This window comes from Pseudomonas sp. FP215 (genome assembly GCF_030687795.1).
In the GTDB taxonomy this organism is placed as follows: domain Bacteria; phylum Pseudomonadota; class Gammaproteobacteria; order Pseudomonadales; family Pseudomonadaceae; genus Aquipseudomonas; species Aquipseudomonas salmasensis.
In genome coordinates this window covers 5,259,997-5,284,937 of record NZ_CP117447.1, presented here as the reverse complement: position 1 = coordinate 5,284,937, position 24,941 = coordinate 5,259,997, and the positions used below count along the sequence as shown (strand labels likewise).

Annotated in this window: 20 protein-coding genes and 2 pseudogenes; 9 read left to right on the top strand and 13 right to left on the bottom strand. The window is 50.4% G+C overall.

Annotated elements, in window-relative coordinates; all coding sequences use genetic code 11:
* Positions 1-104 precede the first annotated feature (104 nt).
* Positions 105-949, top strand: a pseudogene (locus tag PSH76_RS23945) (IS66 family transposase); the annotation flags it as partial.
* 761 nt (positions 950-1,710) lie between these two features.
* On the opposite strand, the gene PSH76_RS23940 reads toward PSH76_RS23945, so the two are convergent.
* The gene (locus PSH76_RS23940; RefSeq protein ID WP_019818115.1) at positions 1,711-2,385 is read right to left on the bottom strand and encodes a heavy metal response regulator transcription factor; all 675 of its coding nucleotides are present in this window, start codon (positions 2,383-2,385) and stop codon (positions 1,711-1,713) included.
* 495 nt (positions 2,386-2,880) lie between these two features.
* A complete protein-coding gene (locus PSH76_RS23935; protein WP_024073368.1) occupies positions 2,881-4,224 on the bottom strand; it encodes an OprD family porin in 1,344 nt (447 codons plus the stop codon).
* 392 nt (positions 4,225-4,616) lie between these two features.
* Here PSH76_RS23935 and PSH76_RS23930 point away from each other — a divergent pair, with 392 nt between their 5' ends.
* The 7 genes from PSH76_RS23930 (at position 4,617) to PSH76_RS23900 (ending at position 14,444) form a co-directional block, all read left to right on the top strand.
* The gene (locus PSH76_RS23930) at positions 4,617-5,888 is read left to right on the top strand and encodes a TolC family protein (RefSeq protein ID WP_131672237.1); all 1,272 of its coding nucleotides are present in this window, start codon (positions 4,617-4,619) and stop codon (positions 5,886-5,888) included.
* A gap of 67 nt (positions 5,889-5,955) precedes the next feature.
* Positions 5,956-7,200, top strand: coding sequence for an efflux RND transporter periplasmic adaptor subunit (locus PSH76_RS23925; RefSeq protein ID WP_024073370.1), 1,245 nt, complete (start codon positions 5,956-5,958; stop codon positions 7,198-7,200).
* Between the two features lie 24 nt (positions 7,201-7,224).
* Positions 7,225-10,377, top strand: coding sequence for a CusA/CzcA family heavy metal efflux RND transporter (locus PSH76_RS23920; RefSeq protein WP_024073371.1), 3,153 nt, complete (start codon positions 7,225-7,227; stop codon positions 10,375-10,377).
* A gap of 149 nt (positions 10,378-10,526) precedes the next feature.
* Positions 10,527-10,853 carry a DUF2790 domain-containing protein gene (locus PSH76_RS23915; protein WP_019818112.1) on the top strand — a complete coding sequence of 109 codons (327 nt, stop codon included), beginning with the start codon at positions 10,527-10,529 and terminating at the stop codon, positions 10,851-10,853.
* A gap of 789 nt (positions 10,854-11,642) precedes the next feature.
* Positions 11,643-12,062 (top strand): GtrA family protein, encoded by a 420-nt coding sequence (locus PSH76_RS23910; RefSeq protein ID WP_024073372.1) that lies wholly within the window; start codon positions 11,643-11,645, stop codon positions 12,060-12,062.
* The gene (locus PSH76_RS23905; protein WP_024073373.1) at positions 12,028-13,011 is read left to right on the top strand and encodes a glycosyltransferase family 2 protein; all 984 of its coding nucleotides are present in this window, start codon (positions 12,028-12,030) and stop codon (positions 13,009-13,011) included. The genes PSH76_RS23910 and PSH76_RS23905 overlap by 35 nt, the downstream gene beginning before the upstream one ends.
* On the top strand, positions 13,005-14,444 hold the full coding sequence (locus PSH76_RS23900) for a glycosyltransferase family 39 protein (protein ID WP_019818109.1): 1,440 nt from the start codon (positions 13,005-13,007) through the stop codon (positions 14,442-14,444). The genes PSH76_RS23905 and PSH76_RS23900 overlap by 7 nt, the downstream gene beginning before the upstream one ends.
* Before the next feature lie 187 nt (positions 14,445-14,631).
* Here PSH76_RS23900 and PSH76_RS23895 read toward each other — a convergent pair whose 3' ends face one another.
* The 4 genes and pseudogenes from PSH76_RS23895 to PSH76_RS23880 all read right to left on the bottom strand — a co-directional run bounded on the left by PSH76_RS23895 (position 14,632) and on the right by PSH76_RS23880 (position 18,946).
* Positions 14,632-14,862, bottom strand: coding sequence for a hypothetical protein (locus PSH76_RS23895; RefSeq protein ID WP_019818108.1), 231 nt, complete (start codon positions 14,860-14,862; stop codon positions 14,632-14,634).
* 604 nt (positions 14,863-15,466) lie between these two features.
* Entirely contained in the window at positions 15,467-16,882 is a 1,416-nt protein-coding gene (locus PSH76_RS23890) for a heavy metal sensor histidine kinase (RefSeq protein WP_019818107.1), read from the bottom strand.
* The gene (locus PSH76_RS23885) at positions 16,879-17,553 is read right to left on the bottom strand and encodes a heavy metal response regulator transcription factor (RefSeq protein ID WP_019818106.1); all 675 of its coding nucleotides are present in this window, start codon (positions 17,551-17,553) and stop codon (positions 16,879-16,881) included. Before PSH76_RS23885 ends, PSH76_RS23890 begins: the two co-directional genes overlap by 4 nt.
* A 486-nt stretch (positions 17,554-18,039) precedes the next feature.
* Positions 18,040-18,946: pseudogene (locus tag PSH76_RS23880) on the bottom strand (cation diffusion facilitator family transporter).
* Positions 18,947-19,800: 854 nt separating this feature from the next.
* On the opposite strand from PSH76_RS23880, the gene PSH76_RS23875 reads away from it, so the two are divergent.
* Entirely contained in the window at positions 19,801-20,535 is a 735-nt protein-coding gene (locus tag PSH76_RS23875) for an NADPH-dependent F420 reductase (protein ID WP_032873293.1), read from the top strand.
* Between the two features lie 485 nt (positions 20,536-21,020).
* Here PSH76_RS23875 and PSH76_RS23870 read toward each other — a convergent pair whose 3' ends face one another.
* The 7 genes from PSH76_RS23870 to PSH76_RS23840 form a co-directional block, all read right to left on the bottom strand.
* Positions 21,021-21,245, bottom strand: coding sequence for a hypothetical protein (locus PSH76_RS23870; protein WP_019818103.1), 225 nt, complete (start codon positions 21,243-21,245; stop codon positions 21,021-21,023).
* 83 nt (positions 21,246-21,328) lie between these two features.
* On the bottom strand, positions 21,329-21,934 hold the full coding sequence (locus PSH76_RS23865; RefSeq protein WP_019818102.1) for a DUF3275 family protein: 606 nt from the start codon (positions 21,932-21,934) through the stop codon (positions 21,329-21,331).
* 77 nt (positions 21,935-22,011) lie between these two features.
* Positions 22,012-22,347 carry a hypothetical protein gene (locus PSH76_RS23860; RefSeq protein WP_019818101.1) on the bottom strand — a complete coding sequence of 112 codons (336 nt, stop codon included), beginning with the start codon at positions 22,345-22,347 and terminating at the stop codon, positions 22,012-22,014.
* 74 nt (positions 22,348-22,421) lie between these two features.
* Positions 22,422-22,919, bottom strand: coding sequence for a hypothetical protein (locus tag PSH76_RS30830; protein WP_019818100.1), 498 nt, complete (start codon positions 22,917-22,919; stop codon positions 22,422-22,424).
* Positions 22,920-23,027: 108 nt separating this feature from the next.
* Complete coding sequence (locus PSH76_RS23850; protein ID WP_019818099.1) at positions 23,028-23,564, bottom strand: STY4534 family ICE replication protein; 537 nt, start codon at positions 23,562-23,564, stop codon at positions 23,028-23,030.
* Positions 23,565-23,659: 95 nt separating this feature from the next.
* Positions 23,660-23,911 (bottom strand): hypothetical protein, encoded by a 252-nt coding sequence (locus tag PSH76_RS23845; RefSeq protein ID WP_008437363.1) that lies wholly within the window; start codon positions 23,909-23,911, stop codon positions 23,660-23,662.
* A gap of 304 nt (positions 23,912-24,215) precedes the next feature.
* Positions 24,216-24,515, bottom strand: coding sequence for a hypothetical protein (locus tag PSH76_RS23840; protein ID WP_073451708.1), 300 nt, complete (start codon positions 24,513-24,515; stop codon positions 24,216-24,218).
* Positions 24,516-24,941 lie beyond the last annotated feature (426 nt).

Genomic DNA, 24,941 nt, shown 5'->3' with positions numbered 1-24,941 from the left:
ACTTGAACGGTCTTTTTGAATGAATTCATGGCTGATGCTACTTAACGAAGAGAAAGAGAGGAGGAGTTAGCGTGCATAGCCTCACCGACGGTGGCCAGATGGCCGTGACTGGGGTTCAGTTCCAGCCGCTGGTTGATGCGCTGCGCGACGTGGTTCTCGGGCAGCAGATTATTCAAGCCGATGAGACACCTGTGCAAATGCTCATGCCGGGAACTAAGAAAACCCACAGTTCTTATATTTGGTCCTATGCCACCAGCCAGTTCTCGGACGCGGCAGCGGTGGTTCACGACTTCAGCCCTAGCCGCGCCGGAGAACACGCTCGCAACTTCCTGAATGACTGGAAGGACAAGCTGGTCTGCGATGATTGTGTCGGTTACAAAGCCAGCTTCGAACTAGACGTGACCGAGATCGGGTGAATGGCTCATGCGCAACGTAATTTCTTTGAGCTGCACGCTAAGAATAAAAGCACGCTTGCGGAGCAAGCTCTGCGTTATATCCAGTTGTTGTACGAAATTGAAAGCGAAGTCGCGATCTGGGGCCGGATTTACGACTCCGAATACGGCAAGAAAAAGCTGTACGGGTGATGAATATGCTGCACGCCAGGTTGATTGCCTAGCGTGACCTCGTGCCTGAAGTCTCAGCCATCAGCAGAGCACTCGATTACAGTCTCGAACGCTGGGCAGCGCTGTCGCGCTACCTCGATGACGGGGCTGTACCCATAGACAATAACTGGGCAGAGAACCAGATCCGATCATAGGGCCTTGGGCGCAAGAACTGGCTCTTTGCAGGGGCCTTACGCAGCGGAAAACGTGCGGCAGCGATCATGAGTCTGATCCAGTCTGCGCGCCTGAATGGTCATGATCCGTATGCATATCTGAAGGATGCTCTCACGCGGCTGCCGACGCAGCGGGCGAGTGAAATCGATCAGTTGCTGCCGCAATCTTTTTAATCACGCAAGGCGTGATGCCCGGACGCTTATGGCGATACTCAAGCTAATGCAAAAGTTCTGACGATTGAGCAAGTGTGACGGCTTAACCCGACGGCAAGGGGAGGTGTCGAATATCGTCAACCATCAACGCAAAACGCCGTAATCGTTTCAATATGTAGCTTTCACTGTAGAGTTTAAAAGCGTTATGCAATGAGCTTGCAAGGTATCTAGAGAGCCGGAGTGATTCACTTGCTCGCCTTCAGAGATCATAGAGTATGCGACCTTTAAGTCACGACCGTATTGTCCACTCCATGGCATGCTTAGGCTTCATGCCCCGGTAGATTTATCATATCCACACGCAACTACATGGATATGTGCGCCGTGGCACCGTCACGTAGTTCGTCTCACCAGATTATGAGAGTATCAACTGATAAAAATCTACGTTCCTTGAACTACACTTTATCATCGGCAACTACGTTACTCACAAATACCTAAAGTGAAAGCGGGTCTGAACGCTTCCACATACATTGGACACTGAAATCCAGCTTGTGGATAAGCATTATCGAGCGCTGTTTCGGGGGGGTATGGTGTTTTTTCGCACCACGGTTTTGGACCGGTAGGCGAGTTGAAAGCTTCGATTAGCAAGTTTTTTGCGCGCCGAAATGTATATCCGACGCGGTAGGCCAGAAGCGCCAAGTGAAAGACAAACTTGGATGAAACCTGAAGTGCCCGTGAGTCGGCGAAATCACAGGAGCGTATGTGATTGCTTCAAGAACAGCACGCTAGCGTTTTTCTAGAACATATCCTACGCCTCTGAGTGTATGTATCAGTTTGTTTTCAAAAGGATCATCCATCTTGGCTCTTAATCTTCTAATTGAAACTTCTACAACATTTGTATCGCAGTCGAAATTCATGTCCCATACCTGAGATATGATCTGTGTACGACTCAGGACAATTCCCGTATTTCTCATTAAATAGTGCAGAAGTGCGAATTCCTTCGTTGTTAAGTCGATACGCTGACCGTCTCTAAACGCCCTATGACGGCTTTGATCCAGCTCCAGATCGGCTACGCGAATGATCTCAACAGATGCTGGATTATCAGACCTGCGCATCAGTGCGCGAACTCGAGCAAGCAGTTCCGGGAATTCAAAAGGCTTAATTAGGTAATCATCTGCACCATTCTCTAGTCCTCTGATTTTATCAACCAAGCGACTTCGAGCAGTAAGCATCATAATTCTACAAAGACAATTGTTTCTTCGCAACAATTCAAGTACCTGCCACCCATCCATCTCCGGCAGGTTGATATCTAGGATGATTAACTCGTACATATGTTGTTTGGCCAGAAAAAGCCCGTCGTATCCGGTATGTACGCAATCCACGATATAACCGCTCTCCGTAAGGCCTTGGCGCACATATTCGGCAGTTTTTACTTCGTCCTCAATTACCAGAATTCGCATTGGATTTTGTCTCGATATGACTGAGCTGTTTTAACTACGCGAATGCGCTGTCATCATTGGCAGGAATGATAATTCAAAACCACTTGGGTGGGGGCTAAATAACGTACTTGTAATCAGTGAGCAATACACTTGATAACATCGCGATATATTATATCGTGGCTCGGACCAACCAGTTGCGGGTTATTTCTCTACTGCTGAATTGACCTTATGAAATGTTGGGTTGTTTTTTTTATTATGGCCATTTTATTCCGTGCAGATGAGGGCGATTTTTCTCATGCTGAAGAAGGCGGTCACTGGTGCAGTCATGAACTCCATCGGGACGCGGTGCGCGTACTCGAAGATTTACTCGAATTTTAGGTAAAAAAAAGCGCCCCAGGGGGGCGCAAAATATTCACCTTTTACCAAAGGAGCATTTAAGCAACTCAAGGTGAATTCTTTAAGCTCGCTATTTTTGTTTTAGGCGAGTCACATGAATAAATCGATCTTGTTTAGGGCTCACAGTATCGAAAGTGGATATTCAACGATCAGGCGTACTTCATCCAAGTCCGATTCGAATGCAGTGGCACGAGTATTTGCTTGACGTAATCGCAAGGAAAGATCTTTCGCCGCACCTGTTTGTACGACGTATTTGACTTCAATATCACGCTCCCAACGTTTTTGATTCGTGAGCGGATCGCCGTTACCATCAGTGCGCATATAGAATTGATTGGCGTTCGAATAGTCTGCACCAGAACCTCTGGCATAACGAGTCATGAACGATAGCCCCGGAATACCGTAGCTGGTCATGTTCAAGTCGTAGCGCAGCATCCAAGAGCGTTCCTTCGGTGAGTTGAAGTCGCTGTACTGTATTGAGTTGTCAACGAAGATTGAGTCTGATTGACGAAGGTAGTCGAAGTCGTCATCGCCATTGTTTCGCTGATGAGACAGTGCAAGAGTATGCGCACCGTACCGGACGCCGAGCTTGGCGCTCCATATATTGTTGTCGAATTCGCCCAGGCGCTTCTTGCCTTCATCTACAGCTTTGTAGTAGTTGAATCCGCCGATAAGCGTCAAATCATCGCTGAGTGGGTAAGTGAGGCTGCTACCGGCATAGTATTGATTCCAAACATCCTTCAATTGGCTGGCGTAAAGGCTCACCGTGATGTTGTCGTTGACTTGGTAATCACCGCCGCCGTACCCAATCCAAGGCGAGTTGACCGGGCCGGCATAAAATGTGGCAAAGTTATCGTTCAAGTTGCTGGAACCAGGCTGGCTCATCGCATGCAGTCGACCACCCTGCAAGGTTAGGCCTTGAATGCTACTATTTTCGACCGTCACGCCGCGGAAACTTTCAGGGAGTAAGCGAGAATCTCCCGATGCCACGACGGGTGTTGCGGGGAAAACATCTCCAACCTTTACGACAGTATCAAACAGCCGAAACTTCGCTGCTCCACCCACCTTAGTGTATTCATCACGTGCTTCGCCGTCACCGTTAACAGGCAGCACGTCAAAGCTGCTACGGCCACCGTTGCGCCCGCCACCAGTATCAAGCTTGATGCCAATCATTGCAAACGCATCTATACCAAAGCCCACAGTGCCCTGCGTAAAACCAGAGTTGAATTTAGTGATTATCGCATGTGCCCAAGCTTCGGAATAACCGTTGGTATTGCCTTTGCCGCTGTTGAAAGTCGGCGCAGATGCATCACGATTATCACGATTGAAATAGAAGTTGCGGTTTAGAACAGTAAGGCTGCTACCTTCAATAAAACCTTCTGGTTTACCTTCCGCTTGTGCCGTGAGGGCATAGCTTCCAGAAAAAGCTGAAACCGCAGCCAAATACAAAGTTACTTTGTGTCTCAAGCGATGCTCCTTTGATTACGGCAGTTTTTATTATGATTTACCTACGCGGGTATAGTCTGTTGTTTTGGCCCGGTGGAGCACTTAGAATAGCGCCTGGGTCATATTTGCAGATCAAAGATAACGAGTCGGTGACGGGGTGATTACAATTCTGTTATCAGGTATTTCCACCGTTGCAGGGCTTCCAGAATCTTTTTCACTAAATCCCTGCGTTTCGCCTGAAAGCTTTCTATTTCGACTATCCCCCCAGGGTTTCTAACGAAATTGTAATTTTATAGCCACCCCTCTGATAGTGATCGCTGATTAGAGTGCCATCACCTGATCCAGAGGGGCTTGGCAGCTGTTTAGGCGTTCTCGCCAAGCTTTATCAAAGTTTGTGCATGAGGACTATCAAAGTGCCCTGGTATAATCACATTGCTTTATCTAAAACCCCCATCTTTCCTTTGAAAGTCTTTGTGTTCTGTATGGTCTTGTCTGGATTGTGGGTGCCTGCCGCATTTGCCCAGAGTCTCAGTCTGGCTGAAGCGCTTTCGACGGCAATAGACGCTAACCCCGATCTTGCAGCAGCACGTCAAGAGATCGGAATCTCTGAAGGAGTGCGCAAGCAGGCTGGACTCATCCCCAATCCTGAAATTTCTTATCAAGTAGAAGACACCCGTCGTAATACCAGCACGACGACTGTCGCGCTTAGTCAGCCGTTAGAGTTGGGTGGCAAGCGACGTGCTCGTGTCGAGGTTGCAACCTACGGTCAAAGCGTCGCGCAGTTAGAGCTGGACCGTCGAGTCAATAGCCTTCGTGCAGATGTTGTTCAATCTTACTACGCTGCTTTGAGAGCTCAGACCGGCTTGAATCTGGCAAAACAATCATTGGAGCTCACCGAACGCGGTCTGCGCATCGTCGATGGACGGGTGCGTGCCGGTAAGTCCTCGCCGGTGGAAGCCACGCGCGCTCAGGTGCAACTGGCTGAAGCCAAGTTACAGGTAAGGCGCGCTGAAACCTTGAAGTCAACGGCTTACCAGCAATTGGCCCAGTTAATAGGCAGTTCGGTCACTGCATTTGATCGTCTTGACTCGCCAGACCTATCTCCCGGCAAGCCGCCGCAAGCTACAGAATTACTGGCGAAGCTCGATCAAACCGCAGATATGCGTCAAGCGCTTGCTCAAATAGATAAGAGCGATGCCTCACTAGGCGCGGAAAAGGCGCAGCGCATCCCGAATCTCACCGTGAGTGTTGGTAGCCAATACGACCGCTCTATTCGCGAGAGGGTCAATGTCGTGGGGCTGTCGATGCCTTTACCGCTGTTTGATCGCAATCAGGGCAACATTCTTTCCGCTTCTCGCCGCGCAGATCAGGCCCGAGACCAGCGAAACGCTGTTGAGCTCAGGCTACGTTCCGAAACTCAAACCGCAGTGAATCAGTGGGCTACCGCCATGCAGGAGGTCGAGTCCTATGACAAGACGATCCTGCCTTCAGCTCAACAGGCCGTGGATACCGCAACTCGTGGATTTGAGATGGGCAAATTCGGTTTCATCGAAGTGCTGGATGCTCAGCGCACCTTGATAGTTGCTCGTGGCCAGTACCTCGACTCTTTGGCGGCTGCGACCAATGCGCGTGCTCAAGTGGAAAGGGTGTATGGCGACGTCGGCTTGACTGCCAATACGCGCTGAACAGGCCAGGCATTTTCCTTGTATGCGTCTTTGAATAAGCCGGTACCTAAGATCAGCAGGAGTAGCAATGGATAACAAACGCAAGATCGCGCTCGCGGTAATCGCTGTGGCAGTCCTCGGATTTGGCAGTTTCGCCTGGAACTCCAGTTCCGAGCAGCCTCCAGTCAGTAAGGCCGAACATGGCACTGAAGATGGCCATGAGAGAACTGCTGTAGCACCTGCTAAAGACGGGGGGGATGAAGGTCACGGTGAGGAAGGCCACAGCGAAAATGCCAATGAGGAAGAGGGCAAGATGACGCTTAGCGCCGAGCAGATTGAGGCTGCGGGCGTCGTTCTGGAAGCAGCTGCTCCCCGTGAGATTAGCACTATTGTGACTTTTCCTGGCGAAATACGGTTTGATGAGGACCACACCGCACATGTGGTACCTCGCGTTCCTGGAGTTGTTGAAAGCGTTCAGGCGAACCTGGGCGAGTCGGTCAAGAAGGGCCAAGTCCTTGCGGTGATTGCCAGTCAACAGATCTCGGATATGCGCAGTGAGCAACAAGCTGCACAGCGACGTGTTGAGTTGGCACGCTTGACTTTTGACCGCGAGAAGCAGTTGTGGCAGGACAAAATCTCCGCCGAGCAAGATTACCTTCAGGCGCGACAAGCTTTGCAAGAAGCTGAAATATCACTGGCCAACGCTAAGCAAAAGGTCGGAGCAATCGGCGCTTCGGTCAATTCTGCAGGCGGTAACCGCTATGAACTGCGTGCGCCTTTCGACGCAGTTGTAGTGGAAAAGCACCTGACCGTCGGTGAGGTGGTCAGCGAGGCAACCAATGCTTTCATCCTGTCCGATCTTAATCAGGTGTGGGCAACTTTCGCGGTTCCTCCTGGCGATCTCGGAAAGGTCGTGACTGGCCGCTCGGTAAAGGTTTCTTCTCCTGACATGAAGGCTGAGGTCGAGGGCAAGGTGGGTTACGTAGGCAGCCTTTTGGGCGAGCAGAATCGTGCAGCGCCCGTCCGTGTCACTCTGACCAATCCCAATGGGGCCTGGCGACCGGGGCTGTTCGTGAGCATCGCAGTCACGTCACAAACTGATCAAGTTGCTGTAGCTGTTCCAGAGTCAGCGGTGCAGACCGTCGAGGAAAAAACTGCAGTTTTCGTGAGGACCACTGAGGGCTTCGACACTCGCAGGGTAACTCTAGGTCGCCGTGCCGGTGGCTATGTGGAAATAACCGAAGGCCTCCAATCGGGTGCCCAAGTGGCAACCAGTGGCAGCTTCACGCTCAAGTCTGAGCTTGGCAAAGCGTCTGCCGAGCATGGCCACTGATGCGAATTTACAGGATGATTTCTTATGTTTGAACGTATCATCAGATTCGCCATTGAGCAGCGCATCGTAGTAATGATCGCAGTTCTAATCATGGCCGGTATAGGTATCTACAGCTACCAAAAACTGCCCATTGATGCGGTGCCTGATATCACAAACGTCCAGGTGCAGATTAACACTGGCGCCCCTGGTTACTCGCCGTTGGAAACCGAACAGCGGATCACGTTTCCAGTTGAAACGGCCATGGCCGGTCTTCCGGGCCTTCAGCAAACCCGATCCCTATCTCGCTCCGGCTTGTCACAGGTCACCGTGATCTTCAAAGACGGTACTGACATCTTTTTTGCCCGCCAACTCATTAACGAGCGTTTGCAGGTTGCAAAGGAACAGTTGCCAGATGGGGTCGAGGCCGTCATGGGGCCTGTATCCACCGGGCTTGGTGAAATCTTCCTGTGGACCGTTGAAGCGGAAGATGGCGCACTCAAAGAAGATGGTACTCCTTACACTCCCACCGACCTGCGAGTGATCCAGGATTGGATTATCAAGCCGCAGCTGCGCAACGTCCCTGGTGTTGCCGAGATCAACACCATCGGTGGCTTCGCCAAGCAGTTTCTGATTGCGCCGGACCCGAAGCGGTTGGCTACCTACAAGCTGACACTTAATGACCTGGTAGTTGCATTGGAAAGCAACAACGCCAACGTGGGCGCCGGTTACATCGAGCGTAATGGTGAGCAGTTGCTCATTCGTGCGCCGGGTCAGGTAAGCAATATCGAAGATATTGCCAACATCGTAATTACCAGTGTAGATGGCACGCCGATTCGCATCAGCAACGTTGCTGAAGTCAGCATCGGTAAAGAACTGCGAACGGGGGCTGCTACTGAGAATGGTCGCGAAGTAGTACTCGGTACCGTATTTATGCTGATTGGTGAAAATAGTCGTACAGTGTCCCAAGCTGTGGCCACCAAATTGACCGACATCAACCGCACCCTGCCGAAGGGCGTGGTTGCTGTGACCGTTTATGACCGTACCAACTTGGTTGAAAAAGCCATTGCGACGGTGAAGAAGAACTTGGTGGAAGGCGCGATTCTGGTAATTGCTATTCTCTTCCTGTTCCTCGGCAACATCCGCGCAGCACTGATCACCGCAATGGTGATCCCGCTGTCCATGCTATTTACCTTCACAGGTATGTTCAACAACAAGGTTAGTGCAAACCTAATGAGTTTGGGAGCACTCGACTTTGGCATTATTGTAGATGGTGCCGTGGTTATAGTAGAAAACGCGATCCGCCGACTGGCTCATGCGCAACACAAGCATGGTCGCATACTCACCAAAGCAGAACGCTTCCATGAAGTCTTTGCCGCTGCAGGTGAAGCTCGCCGGCCACTGATATTTGGCCAGTTGATCATCATGGTAGTGTATCTGCCGATCTTCGCCCTAACCGGCGTCGAAGGAAAAATGTTCCACCCCATGGCATTCACTGTCGTAATGGCGCTGCTGGGGGCAATGATTCTTTCCGTAACCTTTGTTCCTGCTGCTATCGCCATGTTCATCACTGGCAAGGTCAAGGAAGAGGAGGGCGTGGTAATGCGCACCGCCCGACAGCGCTATGAGCCGATACTGCAATGGGTTCTTGGGCACCGGAACATTGCGTTCTCGGCTGCAGTAGCTCTGGTCGTACTTAGCGGTATACTTGCAAGTCGTATGGGTAGCGAGTTCATTCCCAGCCTTAGTGAGGGCGACTTTGCGATGCAGGCTATGCGAGTGCCCGGAACGAGCCTTACTCAGTCCGTCGAGATGCAACAGCGCCTGGAGAAAGCGGTAATAGCGCAGGTCCCAGAAGTAGAGCGGATGTTCGCACGCTCGGGTACTGCAGAAATCGCATCTGATCCAATGCCGCCTAACGCCTCTGACGCCTACATAATGCTTAAGCCTCAGGATCAGTGGCCAAATCCCAATAAGCCTCGTGATGAGCTGATCGCTGAGGTGCAGAAAGCCGCAGCAGGTGTCCCGGGAAGCAACTATGAGTTGTCCCAGCCGATCCAGTTGCGTTTCAACGAGCTGATTTCGGGCGTGCGTAGTGACGTTGCGGTGAAAGTTTTTGGCGATGACATGGACGCGCTCAACAGCACCGCCAACAAAATCGCGGCATCGCTTAAAGCGGTACCGGGCTCATCGGAGGTCAAGGTTGAGCAGACTTCCGGCCTTCCTGTGTTAACCATCAACATCGACCGCGAAAAAGCAGCACGCTACGGTTTGAACATCGCGGATGTGCAAAACTCAATTGCTATTGCTGTGGGTGGCCGCCAGGCAGGTACATTGTATGAGGGCGATCGTCGGTTCGATATGGTGGTGCGACTGCCTGAGACCGTGCGCACTGACGTAGCGGGTATGTCCAGCTTGCTGATTCCTGTGCCTGCTAATGTTGCTCAGGATGCTAATCAGATAGGGTTCATTCCTCTGTCCCAAGTCGCTAATCTTGACTTGCAGTTGGGCCCGAACCAGATCAGCCGCGAAAATGGGAAACGGCTGGTAGTAGTTAGTGCAAACGTTCGAGGCCGTGACCTAGGCTCGTTCGTTGAAGAAGCGACTAAGTCGCTGGCTACTGTGCAGATCCCAGCAGGCTACTGGACTACCTGGGGTGGCCAGTTTGAGCAGTTGCAATCAGCAGCCAAGCGTCTGCAGATCGTTGTTCCAGTCGCATTGCTTCTGGTCATGACACTGCTGTTCCTGATGTTCAACAACTTGAAGGATGGCATGCTGGTCTTCACCGGAATTCCATTCGCACTCACCGGCGGTGTAGTTGCACTGTGGTTGCGGGATATCCCGCTGTCTATCTCGGCGGGAGTTGGCTTCATTGCGCTGTCCGGTGTGGCAGTTCTAAACGGCCTGGTTATGATTTCTTTTATCCGCGGGCTGCGGGAGGAAGGACGTACCCTCCGGCAAGCGGTAGATGAAGGCGCGTTGACACGGCTAAGGCCCGTTCTGATGACAGCCCTAGTCGCATCCCTCGGATTTATCCCGATGGCTCTCGCAACAGGTACCGGTGCTGAAGTTCAGCGGCCACTGGCGACAGTGGTGATTGGCGGGATTCTTTCGTCTACCGTGCTTACTCTGTTGGTGCTTCCTGCTCTGTATCAATGGGCACACCGCAAAGATGATGATGGTGATGAAGCGGGTAGCTGATAGCCCATAACAGAAGCCCACAGCAACGTTGTGGGCTTTTCATTCTGGATATTGTTGTCACCTTTCAAAATTGTAAGTTTACCGTCATGCCGGTGATGCCTGTGAGTTGATAAGGTTACTCCCAATAAGATTGATATTGAGAGGACCTTATGAAAAAGCTTATCATTGCGGCAGCCCTAGCTGTTTTGCCTATAGTTTCACAAGCTACTACGTTTTCCGAAAAGAAGCAGTTGCAATATATTCAGGAACATCAGAACGCCGTGGCTAGCTATGCGGCGAAAAATAATAAGCCAATACCAGAGATTCAGGACTACAAGTATGGAATGAAGATTGATGTTGCAAAATTTGTGCGTCAGTCCCAGGATCCCCGTACTTGCGAGGTGTATCAACGGTTGATGACCTACGAAGACTCGCGGGGTGAGCTTAATACGATTCGTTATTCTTTGTTTTCCCAATGTGTCAACAACAAAAATTGAATGCATCGATAGGATTTTTAGAGGCCATAGAAAAACGCCAGGCGATGCCTGGCGTTTTCTATGGTCCTTGACATGTTTTAACCAAAGATTGTCAGTCCTTGCCCCCCTCCCCAAAAGTAAGTCAAGTCCAGCTAAAAAATTTAGGCCGGCGAATTTGCACTCAGAAGCAGCGAATTTTGAAAAAAACTGATTTCTGTGACATCCAGGCAAAGCATGAGCACTGACTCAGTCGAAGTGCGGCTTGATAAGGGTGTTTATTGGAAAGTTTATAATTGGCTCGGGGCTTAGGCTTACTTAAAGACTTAACTCCGGATAATTGCTTTAGGTGAGTCCTCAGGCTTTGAACGAAAAACGAAAGTCGATGGTGTGGCAGCAAGTTCTGGGTCGTACTAGCTTGCTACCCAACCAAAAATAAACACTGAATATATGGGCTTAGCTCGACGACACGTACGTTTAGCAGGTTGCTTCTTGTTTAAACTGATGGGCGCTCGTGAGAAAATGGATCACTGGTTGGTAAGTTGATACTTAATTGGTGTAATTATTGGTGTCGTTACTGGTTTTCATGTTTTGAGAAAGTGCTTAATTGTCCAAGATCTAAAGTGCCATCATGTATATGCTCTTATCAGAATTGTAATCTCTGGATCATGCTAGAGTTATTTGTTCAGTTTATTATTAGGGTTTTTTGGTGTTTGTTGGGTGGCACAGCTATTGTCGAGGTGCTGCATCATTTAGTTCTGAAATTACATGCAGTTCACTTTTTTTTCACTTCGGGTTGTTTAGTCTTTGTAGATGGAAAATACAAGCATGTCGATCATAGCTTTGCTTATTCGTTATCTAGGCATTGGATTCGTAGCAACCGGGGGGCACTATTTTGTATTTCTCCTGCTTATTGTAAATGGAGTTACTGATCCAGTGTTAGCCAGCGTTGGCGGAGGCGTGATAGGCGCTATTATTAGCTATATTGGTAATAGAAGGCTCAGTTTCGTGGCGACGGGAATTTATAAGCTTCAACCTATCAGGTTTGTACTTGTCTCGTTGGCAACTAATATCGGTAATGGTGTAGGTATGTGGGTTCTGATTAAATTCAATCTCTCACCGCTTGTCTCTCAGATTTTAGTGACTTTAACCCTAACTGCGCTCGGATTCACTGCGCATCGTTTCTGGACATTCAATCATGCGGACATCACATCGGCTTTCCGAACGCGCTGACCCCTTGTTAACAATAGTGGTTCCTTGCTTTCAAGAAGAGCAAACCATTCCGGAATTTCACAAGCGCATCACCAGAGTTGTAAAGCGCCTGCCTGTTTCGTGCGAGATTCTCTATGTCGACGATGGTAGTAGCGATCAAACTGCAGACCTACTTCGACACTATCAAGATGGATCAAATGTACGATGCCTGTTCCTAAGTCGGAACTTCGGAAAAGAGGCTGCGTTAAGTGCAGGGATCGACCATGCACGCGGTAGCGCATTGATCTTCATTGATGTCGACCTTCAGGATCCACCTGAACTCATCTCGAGTATGGTATATCATTGGCAGATGGGTTACGACGTTGTGAACATGCAACGCGACTTGCGAACTGGCGACTCCTGGCTAAAACGCACGAGTGCACGTAGCTATTACTGGATCATGCAGCGCCTGGTGGAGAAAGTTGATCTTCCGGTGGATGTCAGTGACTTCCGTCTGATTGGTCCTGCTCCATTGGCCGCCTTAAGAGCGCTGGACGAACGCTCCAGAATTCTTAAGGGTTTGATCGGCTGGGTAGGCTTTCGCACCATTGAGTTACCCTACAATCGCACTTCCCGTCATGCCGGCAATACCAAGTGGAACGCCGCTAGCCTGCTGGACCTAGCCATCGAAAGTATTCTCAGCTTCTCCCGCAAGCCGCTTCGTATATTCAGTCTCATTAGCTTCAGTTTCTTTGTCTCCAGCATCTGCTACCTGCTCGCAGTACTGGTAGCAGGCTCCTTTGACATCCATCACCTGCTTGTCGGAATTGCTTCATTCATGTGCGTGGGTGTTGCACTGGTGGGCGAGTACGTAGGCGTAACGCTCGCGGAGGTCAAACGCCGCCCCCTTTATTTTCTAAATAGTAATAATGAAGCGCGACCCATGACTATTCATCCTCCGGCTTCCTCACTCGAGGGTAAGAAATGCTGAATTTGAAAAGCGAGCGAACATTGTGGTTCATCCTGAGTTCGATTCTGCTTTTGCGTCTCCTGGGGCTGGGCGTATATCCCCTGATGGATACCTCTGAAGCACGCTACGCTGAAATGGCACGCAAGATGGTTGAACTGAGTGACTGGGTGACTCCGATGTTCGATTACGGAGTTCCATTTTGGGGCAAGCCACCGCTGTCTTTCTGGACCCAAGCGGCGAGCATGACGGTATTCGGCACCAATGAGTTTGCTGCTCGATTCCCAGCCTGGTTTCTCCACTTGGCAAGCTGCTTCATCATCATCAGGCTCGCGACACAGGAGGTATCGCGCAAGGCGGGCATTTGGGCAGCCATCATCTTTTCCGGCACGGCGCTGGGCTTGGTGTCCAGTGGTGTTGTGCTGACTGACCCCGTTTTATCGTTCTCGATCCTGTTGGCCAGCTATGGTTTCTGGCGTTGGATGAAGTGCGCAGGCAAAGGGGATGCCTACCTTATGTTCTTAGCTCTCGGCTTGGGCCTGCTTGCTAAAGGGCCACTGACCTTGGTACTGATGGGCGCGCCAGCATTTTTTTGGATCGTCATCTACAAGCAATGGAATCGGGTATTGAGGCTTCCTTGGGTAACGGGGATTGCTCTCATGTTAGGTATATCAGTGCCTTGGTACATTGCAGCCGAAATGAAGACGCCGGGTTTCCTTGAGTATTTTTTTGTCGGCGAGCACTGGAGCCGATATGTTGTAAGTGATTGGGCCGGGGATCTCTACGGGAGTGCTCACGCCAAGCCCTACGGCACCATATGGATTCAGCTTGGCTTAGCGTTGCTTCCTTGGACTTTCTTTCTACCCCTCGTTATTAGCAGGCGTGGGACGATGCAGCGCTTCGATGTATACCTTTGGCTTTGGGCATTGGCGACACCTGTTTTCTTTACTTTCTCTGGTAACATTCTCTGGACCTATCTTCTTCCTGCTCTGCCTGCATGGACGCTACTCCTTGCCGAATGTATCAGCGAAGTGGGCAGAAAGACTGCTTGGGCTGCTGCAGCGAGCGCTCTGATGCTGCCAGTCGCGGGCGCCGGTATTATCTATAACGGTGTGCTTGAGGATCGTCCTCAGAACCAGCGAGATTTAGTGCAGGCCTGGCTGGATGTGCAGTCGTCTCAATCGGGCCCCCTGATTTATCCTGGCCGCCGCTCGTATTCGTCGGAGTTTTATAGCCGGGGAATGTCCAAAAGCATCAAAGATCCTGACAAGTGGCCTCGCGACAGATCGTTCTACCTTTCCAGGCGTTTGCGCGACAGCGATTCTGATCTACCTGTAGACGTTGGTTGCAAAATAATCACTGAAACGAACGCGAGCCAACTGCTTCTATGCCGCTGGAAGGACACTGCACAGGATGGTGAAAATATTCTAGGAGATAGTGCTACTGGCTCCCGTTGAAAGTAAGAGCCCGGCGAAGAGAGTATTTAAATTTCTAGCTGCTTTTCAGTTTAAAGTGAATAATCCATCTCAGGATTTATCTTTGATGCTGAAAAATTATTTAATAAGTACAATTAGGGAGAGGTTGCTAAAAAGCCAGATATTAATCTGGCTTTTTGTCGATGGCTTTGATCGTGTTAATTGTTTTTTACTGTCTCTTAGTTGTCGACTTGCTGCTAATGCCCTTAGGTTCTTTCTGTTTTTCTTGAGCAATTTTCTGCTTACTTTTCTCCGATACATCAGGACCCCATAGACGAGCTTGCTCGGCTCGGAAGTTATCTTTGAAATTTTTGGTTCGCTCGAAACCGTCTTCAGCAAAAGCGGAACTCATAAATCCAGTCAGTACGATACCAATAGAGAGGAGTTTTATGAATTTCATTGTGCCCTCGATGTTTACTAGGTCTGCTTAACTAGCAGCCTTTGTGGTTTGATAGTTTAGGATTTTGAAGCTAACAGCAGGGTGAGGGAATCATTACAATTTCGTAATTTATGCGTTTGGTGAAACGGTATAAATTTTGTGTTTGTGAAAGCTCCGAAGCAGGCTATTTTTCTTTCATAACCTTTAATGTGATATCTAAGCCATTGATGTTTTTGGATTTTTTGCCACTAGTGGAAGCTAGCCATAAACGATCTAAAGACTGTGTAGCAGCGATTGGATATTTTTGTTTACGCATCGAAGCTAACGGCTAGATTAGCTGGCATCTCAAATGCGGCGCCGTTGGCGGTTAGTCAAACTGGCTGTCGAATTTTTTTGACTCCGTCTGTGGTTCACTCAGAGGGGCGTGAAAGAGTTTAAGGCGGGGGGGGGGGGGCGTGCCGATAAGGTCGCGTTATATGTGGCTGCTCGCCATATTTTCGGGTAGGGCTGCCTTCCCCTCTAGACGTCGAGCTAAAGACCAAAACAATACGGCAGCCCTCAGGCATTAAAGCTTTCAAGTAAAAAAGAGAGCTCTTCTAAAATCGGCCCCCTCCATATACGGGACCTAGGCTGCGCCCATTTGCGTTTGCTTCATTTGGGTGTCGGGAAAGTTGAGGTGAAACCAGGTAAAATTCTGATCAGTCACTTCTACGCTCGCAGAACCCTGATGCAATCCCATAATTGACTGTACTATAGCTAGGCCCAGACCCGTACCACCTTCATTTCGTGCTCGGCTTTTGTCTACACGGTAGAACCGCTCGAACAAATGCACCTGGTGTTCCTTGGCGATTCCGCGCCCCGGGTTACCAACACTCAAGGTAGTTCCGTTAGCACCGCGTTGAACTTTCACGTAAACCGTCCGGCCTCTTGGGCAGTAGCGAATCGCGTTCGAGACAAGGTTCGAGATGGCTCGTTGAATCATTATCTGATTGCCACGCACCACGCCATTTCCTGTGAGCTGGAGTTGTATTTCGCCTTCTTCGGCCGTAATGCTGAAGAGGTCGCAGACCCGCTGAATTTCGTCGAGCAAACAGACATTTTCGAATTCTACCATTGACGCGGGGTGGCTGACCTGGGCTAGAAATAGCATGTCGGAAACCATTCGACTCATGCGGTCCAACTCTTCCGTGCACGACTCCAAGACTTCTCGGTACTCAGGAAGAGACCTTTCCCGGGTCAGCGCAACCTGAGCCTTACCCATGAGATTGGACAAAGGTGCACGCAGTTCGTGAGCAAGATCGTCCGAGAACTGCGATAGCTGCTGAACCCCATCATCTAGACGCATCAGCATGATATTGATTCCATCGCCGAGCTTCTTCAGTTCTGCCGGCATCCCCTTCGTTGGTAGGCGATGATCAAGGCTCTCGGTGGAAATTTTCGAGGCAATCCTCAAGAACTTGGTCAGAGGCAGTAGTCCTCTGCGCACAGTCCACCATCCAATGGCCAAGATCAGCAAGAGAATAAGAGGCGAGACCATCAGCGCCCAGGTTAGCAATGCATCGAGCAGGGCTTGGTTGGCTGACTGGTCCATGGTCATGAACACACTAACTTCGGTTCCATCGCCTAGATTCATTACTCGCGAAGCGCTAAGTAGCGGGCGACCCGTGGAGTCACGCCACTCGTGCTGTTTAACCTGCTCGGTTGGCTTGAACTTGTGCACTTCCAGGTTGACTGCCTTCGAACCTATTGAGAGCAGTGGAGTTTGCGTTTGTCCTGACTCAAAGATGCTGACGTACAGATTATTGTGCCCCATGACCAAGTCAACTAGCTGGTGCGCGTCTGGATTGACATCAGCGATACTAGTGATAGCGGATAGGTTGTGAGTCATACCCGCCATTTTCACTTCGAGGTCCATTCGGGAGTTTCTCTCGAGAGCTTGGCTCACCATCACATACCCAAAGGTGGCGAAAAGGAGGAGCAGCGCTGCGCTCATCAAACCGACTTTGAATCCCAGCTTCACAGCCAGACTGAACGGCCTCATGCGCGCTCCTCCAGAACGTACCCTATGCCTCGAAGTTTATGTATGAGCTTGGTCTCAAATGGATCATCGATCTTCGAGCGTAATCGCCGGATAGAGACGTCAATAACGTTATTATCGCAGTCAAAGTTCATGTCCCATATCAGCCAGATGCTCTGAGAGCGTGTAAGTGCTTTGCCAGCTCGACTAATGAGAAGGTGCAGGAGAGCAAATTTCTTGGTGTTGAGGTCTATGCGTGTAGATCCACGGAACACCCGATGGCGCACAGAGTCGAGCTCTACATCCGAAATTCTCAGCGCGTTTTTCTCAAAAAGCTCGTCGCCACGTCTTTGCAGCGAGCGCATGCGAGCAAGCAGCTCGGGAAACTCGAAGGGCTTGACGAGGTAGTCATCTGCGCCACCGTCCAAACCCTTGAGCTTGTCGTTGGTTCGTCCCCAGGCAGTCAGCATAATGACGCGGACCCGGCTGGTTTCTCTAATGACTTCCAAAAGGTCCAAGCCATTGATGTCAGGGAGGTTCACATCGAGAAGCAGAAACGAATAAATATTAGTATTGAATAAGTGAGCGGCATCAACACCATTGTTTGCTATATTTACGATGTACCCGCTTTCAGAAAGGCCCTGCTGAAGGTATTCTACGTTTTTGGTTTCGTCTTCCACAACTAGAACGCGCATAACTTATCTCAGGATGTGAGTAAAATAATAGTCCAATCGGCCGCCAGTGTGGTTATACGCTGATTGGTAGTACTGCTGTGTGCTTGGTGTTTAATTTCATTATTTATTTTCATGCGCATTACATTAACTCAATAATAACTGATCCTAGCGCGAATTGGCTAAATGCGCGTAAGCTTTGCAAATTTGTAATTTTTGCGCAATATTATTGATAGTTATGATAAATTGATTGTTTGGAATAATCGAGAATCTGTCAATGGTAAGGTTTTTAAGGCCAAAGCTGGCGGATGCCTTCAGTGCGCGTAGCAGGCGAATCTGCCTGAAGGCTCCTTTAATATTGGCCGCCGGTCAACTCGATTAGTCGTTAAATTTAGAGGTGGCAGTAATGCATATTTAAAAGCGCGTATAGTCTTGGGGAACGCATCTTAAGTCGATTTTTCTTAGGGCTTCTGCCTGCAAATACAACAATTAGCGTCATCAAAAAAACGACTAGTGTGAAGGCTTCGGAGCATTATCATGAAAGGCTGCTTGCTCCATTTGAATCGTGCAGTGATGAATTTCGAACGATTTACTCACCGCGTCAATGACTGATGCGAGAATAACATCTCGATTTAATGAATCTCGCACGACTACGTGCGACGTCAGGATATTGCGGCCACTACTTAGAGCCCAAACATGCAGATCATGGACCTCCATGACCCCATCTACTCCAAGTATCAGGGACTCTATTTCCGCAATATTGAGATTGTCGGGTACCCCTTCCATAAGTACCCCCCAAGCTTTCGCGCAACAACTGCCAAGTACGTGGAAACACCCATATACCGATTGCTACGGCGACAATCGTATCGACCCAGCTCCAACCTGTAAATCGGATGACAAGTGCCGCTATGATCACGCCCAATGAACCAAGCATGTCGCTCCAGACTTCAAGATAGGCTCCCTTGAGATTCAGACTTTCACTGCTGGCAGAGGAGAGCAGACGCATCGATATCAGGTTCACAAAAAGACCCCCAATTGCGATCCACATCATCGCACCGGTAGCAATCTCCGACGGTACTAGCAAGCGCTGATACGCCTCGTACAAAATGTAGGCAGCGACCATAAAGAGTAATAAGGCATTGAACGTTGAGGCTAGGATCTCTATGCGAGCATATCCAAAAGTCCGTTTCTGGTCCGCTGGCCGCTTGGCTATTTGGAGAGCAATCAGTGAAATTGCCAGAGCAGCAGTATCTGTGAGCATATGTGATGCATCAGACAGCAGGGCTAGGCTGCCGGTAACGCATGCTCCGATAACCTCCGCAATCATAAAAATACCAGTCAGGGCAAGCGCCATGAGTAGTTTTTTCTGGTGTCCTTCACGTAGAGCGGCACCGCCATGAGCGTGATTGGATCCCACATGCTTCTCCTTGCCTAATGTAGTGGTTGGCTTCAATCTAGATTCTCATCGCTACAAACAAAAACACAAATATGGATCCTACCTTTCAGAACGGCTAATAAAACTCATTTAAACTAATTGTAGTTTAGGATGAAAGTATGTTGTTGGTATGCGATTTTTTGCAGACCTGCGTCTCCTCTAGCCGGCGATACGGTGCTAGTCAACAGCCTACTTTGACACGGCTCAAAAAAAGAAGGTTCCGCTGGGATTGTGTCAGAATTGTAATTCTGCTGTAGCTATCTCGTTATCCGTCGTCAAAAATAATACGGCTAGCTAAAAATTTACGCTACGTAGCGGTGTCGCTAAGCACAGACACGAAATTACCTCAAACTCCTCGCAACGCTGCTGAGTAACATAATTACCTAGTTTTTTAACGCCGGCCGCGGTCAATATTTTCATCGCAAATTCTGATTCCTTAATCACTGAACTATCTCGTAAGGAAGAAACCGCGGGTTTTGAAATGATGCTCGGCGATACGGAGCTCGAGAGTGCCGTTCGATGTGAGGGGTTAGGTCGATGACACCGTTGAGATGCGGAACGGACTGAGGCTTAACCATTAACACCGATTGTCGAAAGTGGTCGTCGCTACCGACCCAAAAGGGGCGAATGGCGGTAATTTGGATGCCGCTAGACGCTGGCATCGTGTGCCGATTACCGACAGCGTAACCTTTCATTCTTGAAGAGTCGTATTTACCTGAGTCAAGCGACATGCGTGCTCACCCCAGATCGCAGCGGCTTTGCGACACGCTTGATTCATTCGCACACCTAGCCAGGTAGCAACTTGAATATTGGTTGTGGGTGAGGAGGTTATTGAAGTGAAAATCGGAGTTAGCGGCGCCGGCAATATTGGGGCTACCCTTGCCCGCAAGCTCGTCGCGTGCGGCCATGAAGTTAAGCTGGCAAATTCGAAAGGCCCCGAAAGCCTTCAAAACCTGGTCAGTGAAATCGGCGCACACGCTGTGACCAAGGAAGAGGCAGTGTCCGAGGTAGGCGTTGTGATCCTCTCGATACCCTTCCCAAAATATCCAGATCTCAAACAGACGTTAAAGAATGTCCCCGAGAAAGTCGTTGTCATTGACACGTCCAATTACTATCCGGGACGCGACGGGGCAATCATAGAAGTTGACGACGGCAAGCCCGTGAACGTTTGGGTAAGCGAGCAGTTTAGCCGCCCGGTCATTAAGGCTTGGAACGCCGTCCTTGCAGCGACTCTTGCCGACAATCGGCAACCAACTGGATCTTCGACACGCATTGGCTTACATGTAGCAGGGGATGACACTCATGCAGAGGCCGTCGCGCAGGATCTCGTTGAGGATACGGGCTTTATCGCGCTTGCCGCTGGTAGCCTTGAAGATTCGTGGCGTCAGCAACCAGGAACACCAGCCTACTGCACCGAGCTAACATTGCCGGAGCTGAAGATGGCGCTGGAGGCGGCAGACAAGGTACGGGCACCTCAAAACCGAGACGCACTTATCGCAAAATTTATGGTTCCCGGCAGTCAGTTTACAGATGAGCAAATTGTTGCCACAAATCGCGCTAGGACGGCCTGACTACCGGATTAGGCGGGATTCTTTGCTAGAATTTCGCCTAATTGATCTAGTCGCTAAACTCATCTCTTTACGTAAACAGGGCACTGCAGACGCGTGCCTAACTCAGCGTCTGGATGAGGCCGCGAATTTCCTAACCTGTCCTGTATCGCGGCCTAGGCCACGTCACGTTGTTCAAGCATCCGCTCAATCTCAGCGCCAGCTAAAGCGTCGCAAGCGTGCGGCGTGGTCTACTACCGATCTCAACTATTAAGGCGTTGGCGTCAGGAAGGCGTGTTTACCGGACGCTTACCTTCAAGGAATTCCGGGCAACACAGAAACAAGAACGCCGATTTGATTGATGATGTTCGTGCGAGCAAACACATCTAACAAACCGGCGTTCTTATGTGCGATATTATACTTTTCTTCCTTTTTGGGAGGGCTTTTCTGTCGTTAACACAAAGCCTGATGGTGATGCCCTCCAGATCGATCTGACTCCCCGCGCCAAACTAGACCGTCTCGTTTTGAAATAGTGGGCTGTGCCCAGTGAGAAAGATTTGCCCCAGGTATTTGGGGCGAAGGGCAACGGCGCCATCGGCTTGTTCTGCCGTCATTTCGAGCTCCTCTACGAAGAAGTCCCAAAGCTCCTCATTCGTCGATACCTCGTTATTGGCGAGCTGATCTTCGATGTTTTCAAGGATTTGTTGGGTCAGGTTATTGAAGATTAGATTCATGTGCTGCTCCTGTTGAGTCGAGGAGCGCCCAGGAGGGAGCCTCTCATGAATGTGCCGATTGGCTTGGCGTATCGCCGGCATCGTTAGGTATTGGAGATATTCCATACCTGCAGTTTGAAGTTGTGTAAATAGCCGAGCTCCGAGAGCCGACTGCACTGTTGGCGTAGTTGCTGACGATCAACAGTTGTGTCCAGCCTGACTGTATAGCTTAGAGGCCAGATTGTGCCGAACAACTCGGCATCTGCCTCGAGGTCGTTGGTTGCGCCGGTCGGGGTCATCCCGAACGGGGCATCCTCTTTTGATACCTGTTTATTGGTGGCCGGTAGGGCGGGCGGATTATTACGCTGCACAGGCTTGGAGAGGTTGGAAGAAGACTCTTCATCCATAGGGTCAGGCTCGTTTGGCGAGAGCCTGGCGGCGTCTTCTGGTGTCAGATTGTCGACGTCGTCGAGGCTCATGCTTTCCAGCCTTGCACGGATCTCAACGATCAGGCGGCCTGCTGTGGAGTAATACGAAGGACGGATCTCCGTTATCAGAAAGTCGCCTCGGTATTTGCCTTCATCGTACTGATCGAGGAGTGCGTCTTTGATCACGAACTCACCGATAGAGGTCGAAAGCCGTCCGACGTTGAATTCGCCATTACGGCCGCTGATGGTACGGATGGCCAGTTGGCCGGGGATGTTGATCATGGGCAGCTCCACACTGCTACGAATGAAAAAAGCCCGACAGGTGTCGGGCTTTGGGCAGTGCTGTGATTGTCGAAGGATTACGGGCAAGAAGTATGAGTTTCTTCCTTGAGTGAGATGTACAGATAGAAAACGCCTGGCGGTGATTCTATACGGTCAAGTTTTAGGTCCAGCCAGACTCGATCAGTGCTATTGCCGGCAGGCAATAAACGATAGAGGCCGAAATGGATCTGTGTGCTGTCAGGTTGCAAGTGCAGTTCTCGGTAGGCCTCCAGGACAACTTCGCCCAGTCGCTCACTGACAACACTTGCATCCTGAGGGTTTTCAATATGCACCGCTTCCTGCCAGGCCCGGGGTGTTAAAACGACCGGGAGCTTGAGCAGGTCAGACGACACGAGGTTAGTGGTGCTTTGCATGTTTATCTCCAGGTGTGAGAAACCACCCGGCCCGTCCGGGAAGTGGTTTCCCGGTTAGGTATGTTTTGGTTATGTCAGGACCAGCACACGTGGCGTTGTGTCCAGAGGTTGAGGTCAAAAGCTTGTTTCGCGGCATATTCGCTGCGGTAGTATTCTTCGGACTCCCTTGATACCGGTTCAAACTCATCAGCGGTACCAATGTAATAGCCCGCAGCGCTCTTCAGTATTTGGAGGGGGTACTCGATACCGCACTCGGCGAATGCAAGTTTCCCGTATGCAAAATCCGACACAATGTATGGTTCCGGTGTTATTAGCTGCTGCTGGTCTTCTTCAGTAAAGCGTGACCAACCGCCACCATTAATGGCCGCGTTCACTCCTTCGCCCCAAGCTCGACTGAGCGCAGGAACGGTTTTGAACAGCTCGGGTACGATCGGCTGGCCGGCGCGGTACGCGTCGGCACCCAGAATATGAGCCTCGATCTCAGCCTCATATTGGGTAATCTCGTCGCCATAGATTTCCGCTTTTGCATAAGCAACGCGTATATCGAGAGATTGCGTAAATAACGTGTTCATAAAGGTGAGTCTCCAACGGACGAGAATCACCGTGCCCGGAAGGGAGGTGTTCCCTGCGGACTTTGATAATAATGAAGGCACCCGAAGGGTGCCTTTCAACAAAGTGAATCAAGATGCCGTACGCTGCTGTTTAGCGGGCGTTGGCTTGGATTGTTCCTCTGCTACTGGCTCGGATGCTTCTTCGCTTGCGAGCTGTGCTTCAGGTTCCGCTTCGCCGTCTTCAACAACTGGTTCTACTTCACGAGGCTTTGCTTCATAGACGGTTTGGCCATCCACCTTGATCCAGCCGATAAACAACAGGCGTCCCTTGAGGCTTGCTCCAGGTTGACCTTTTTTATCGCCTTTCTCGTAGGTAAATGCGTCGGTCCAGATATCACCGATGCGGAAGCTCACAAGGACCTTCTTTCCGGCTTCAACGGCTGCTTGGCTGCGACGAATCAGCTTTTCAGCTTCAGCGCCGACCACGTTGCAGTCGATATAGGAATACTCGGCATCATCCATCGAGCCGCGCAGAGCCGCAACGGTAACTGCCATGAATGGCTTACCTTTGCCGCGAGGTTTCACTTCACGGATACGGTTGAGATAACCGATACCAGTGGTGTGAAGGTCGAAGAATTTTGCTTCGTTGGATTGATTAGTGCTCATGGTGATTCTCCAGTTTCGAAATAACAGAAAGCGGAGAAACACTTCGCCCTAGGGGGAAAGTATTCCCCGCGAGGGTGGGTGGAGCTTAAGGTTGTTTAATGCATCAGCTTCATTGCAGCAATCATTACACCGACAGCTGCAGACAACATGACGCCCATGCGAATGGTGAGCTTGACTTCAAGCTGTGAAATCTCAGATTTGAACTCTGCAGCAAGAGCAGTTAAATCTGCCTTGGTAGCCAAACGTGAAAGCATGTCGGTCTCCAAAGCTTCAATAACAGCATTTGCCTTCTGTTCCGGGACGTTAATCGAAATCAACGCCTGGTAGAGAGCCAGTTCAGTTTTCATCAGACCTCCAAAAGTGAGAGGCCTGCCCTGACGGGGTAGGCCCGTCATGGGTGGGAAAGGTGCTTCCATCGACTAAGTCGACTGATCGCGCTACCGGAAGCTATGGCGATCTTGGGAGTGGATCAATGCAGAAAACCGCATCGTAGTCTTGCGGATCCAGACTACTTGGGCATGTTGCTGACGACGTCAGCGATACATGTGCAGATCATGGAAATACGATTGTCGCTTGTCAAGCCCCTACCGTGAAAACTCTGAGGAAACCTTCCCTTTGGGAAGGCTCCCTACAGAGGCGAAGGACGCAGACTTAGCAAGTTGCTGGCACCAACGAGCGTGCAGCTGGCTTCTTACGCGGTTTCCGAGCTGGCTTTTCGACCACTCGAGTGTTAGCCGCGTACCAAAGGTTCAGGTCGACACCTTTACGAGTTATTGCCGGTACATGATCCATCTCACGTACGAGACGCTCAGGTACGCAGGGCGGTGGAAGCAACGGAGCTGCTTTGGTATGGATAGCTGTGGGCGCAGCGCTGGTTTTCTTTACCGCACGCAGAAACTGTCGCGTGATGGTGCCAAGCGCGAAACCGAAGCCATAAGCAAGTTTGGACATGGTGATTCTCCTGCAGGTTGAATGCGGAGAACCCACTGACCCCGTTGGGGAAGTGATTCCCCGCGAGGTGAGTTGCATAAGGTGCTTCCATCGACGATTGTCGACCGACCGCGCTACCAGAAGCTCAGCGGTCTTGGGCGGATCTGACACGAACATCGTGTCGCAGTCTTCAAGATCCTGACTGCCTGGGCATGATGCTGACGACGTCAGCAAAGCACGTCCATATCATCGAAGGGGGGATGGTGATGTGTCAAGCGGAGAGGGATATTTCGCGGAGGGCAAAGAAGGTTCAGGTCGACAGGAGAAGCTACCGAGAGTAGCTGGGTCAACAGTCACTCTCGGATGTAGTAAGTAGCGTCTTTCAGAAAAAAATACCACCTGTGCGGGATGAAGGCGTTGTTGATCCCTGGGCTGTGATCTGAACGT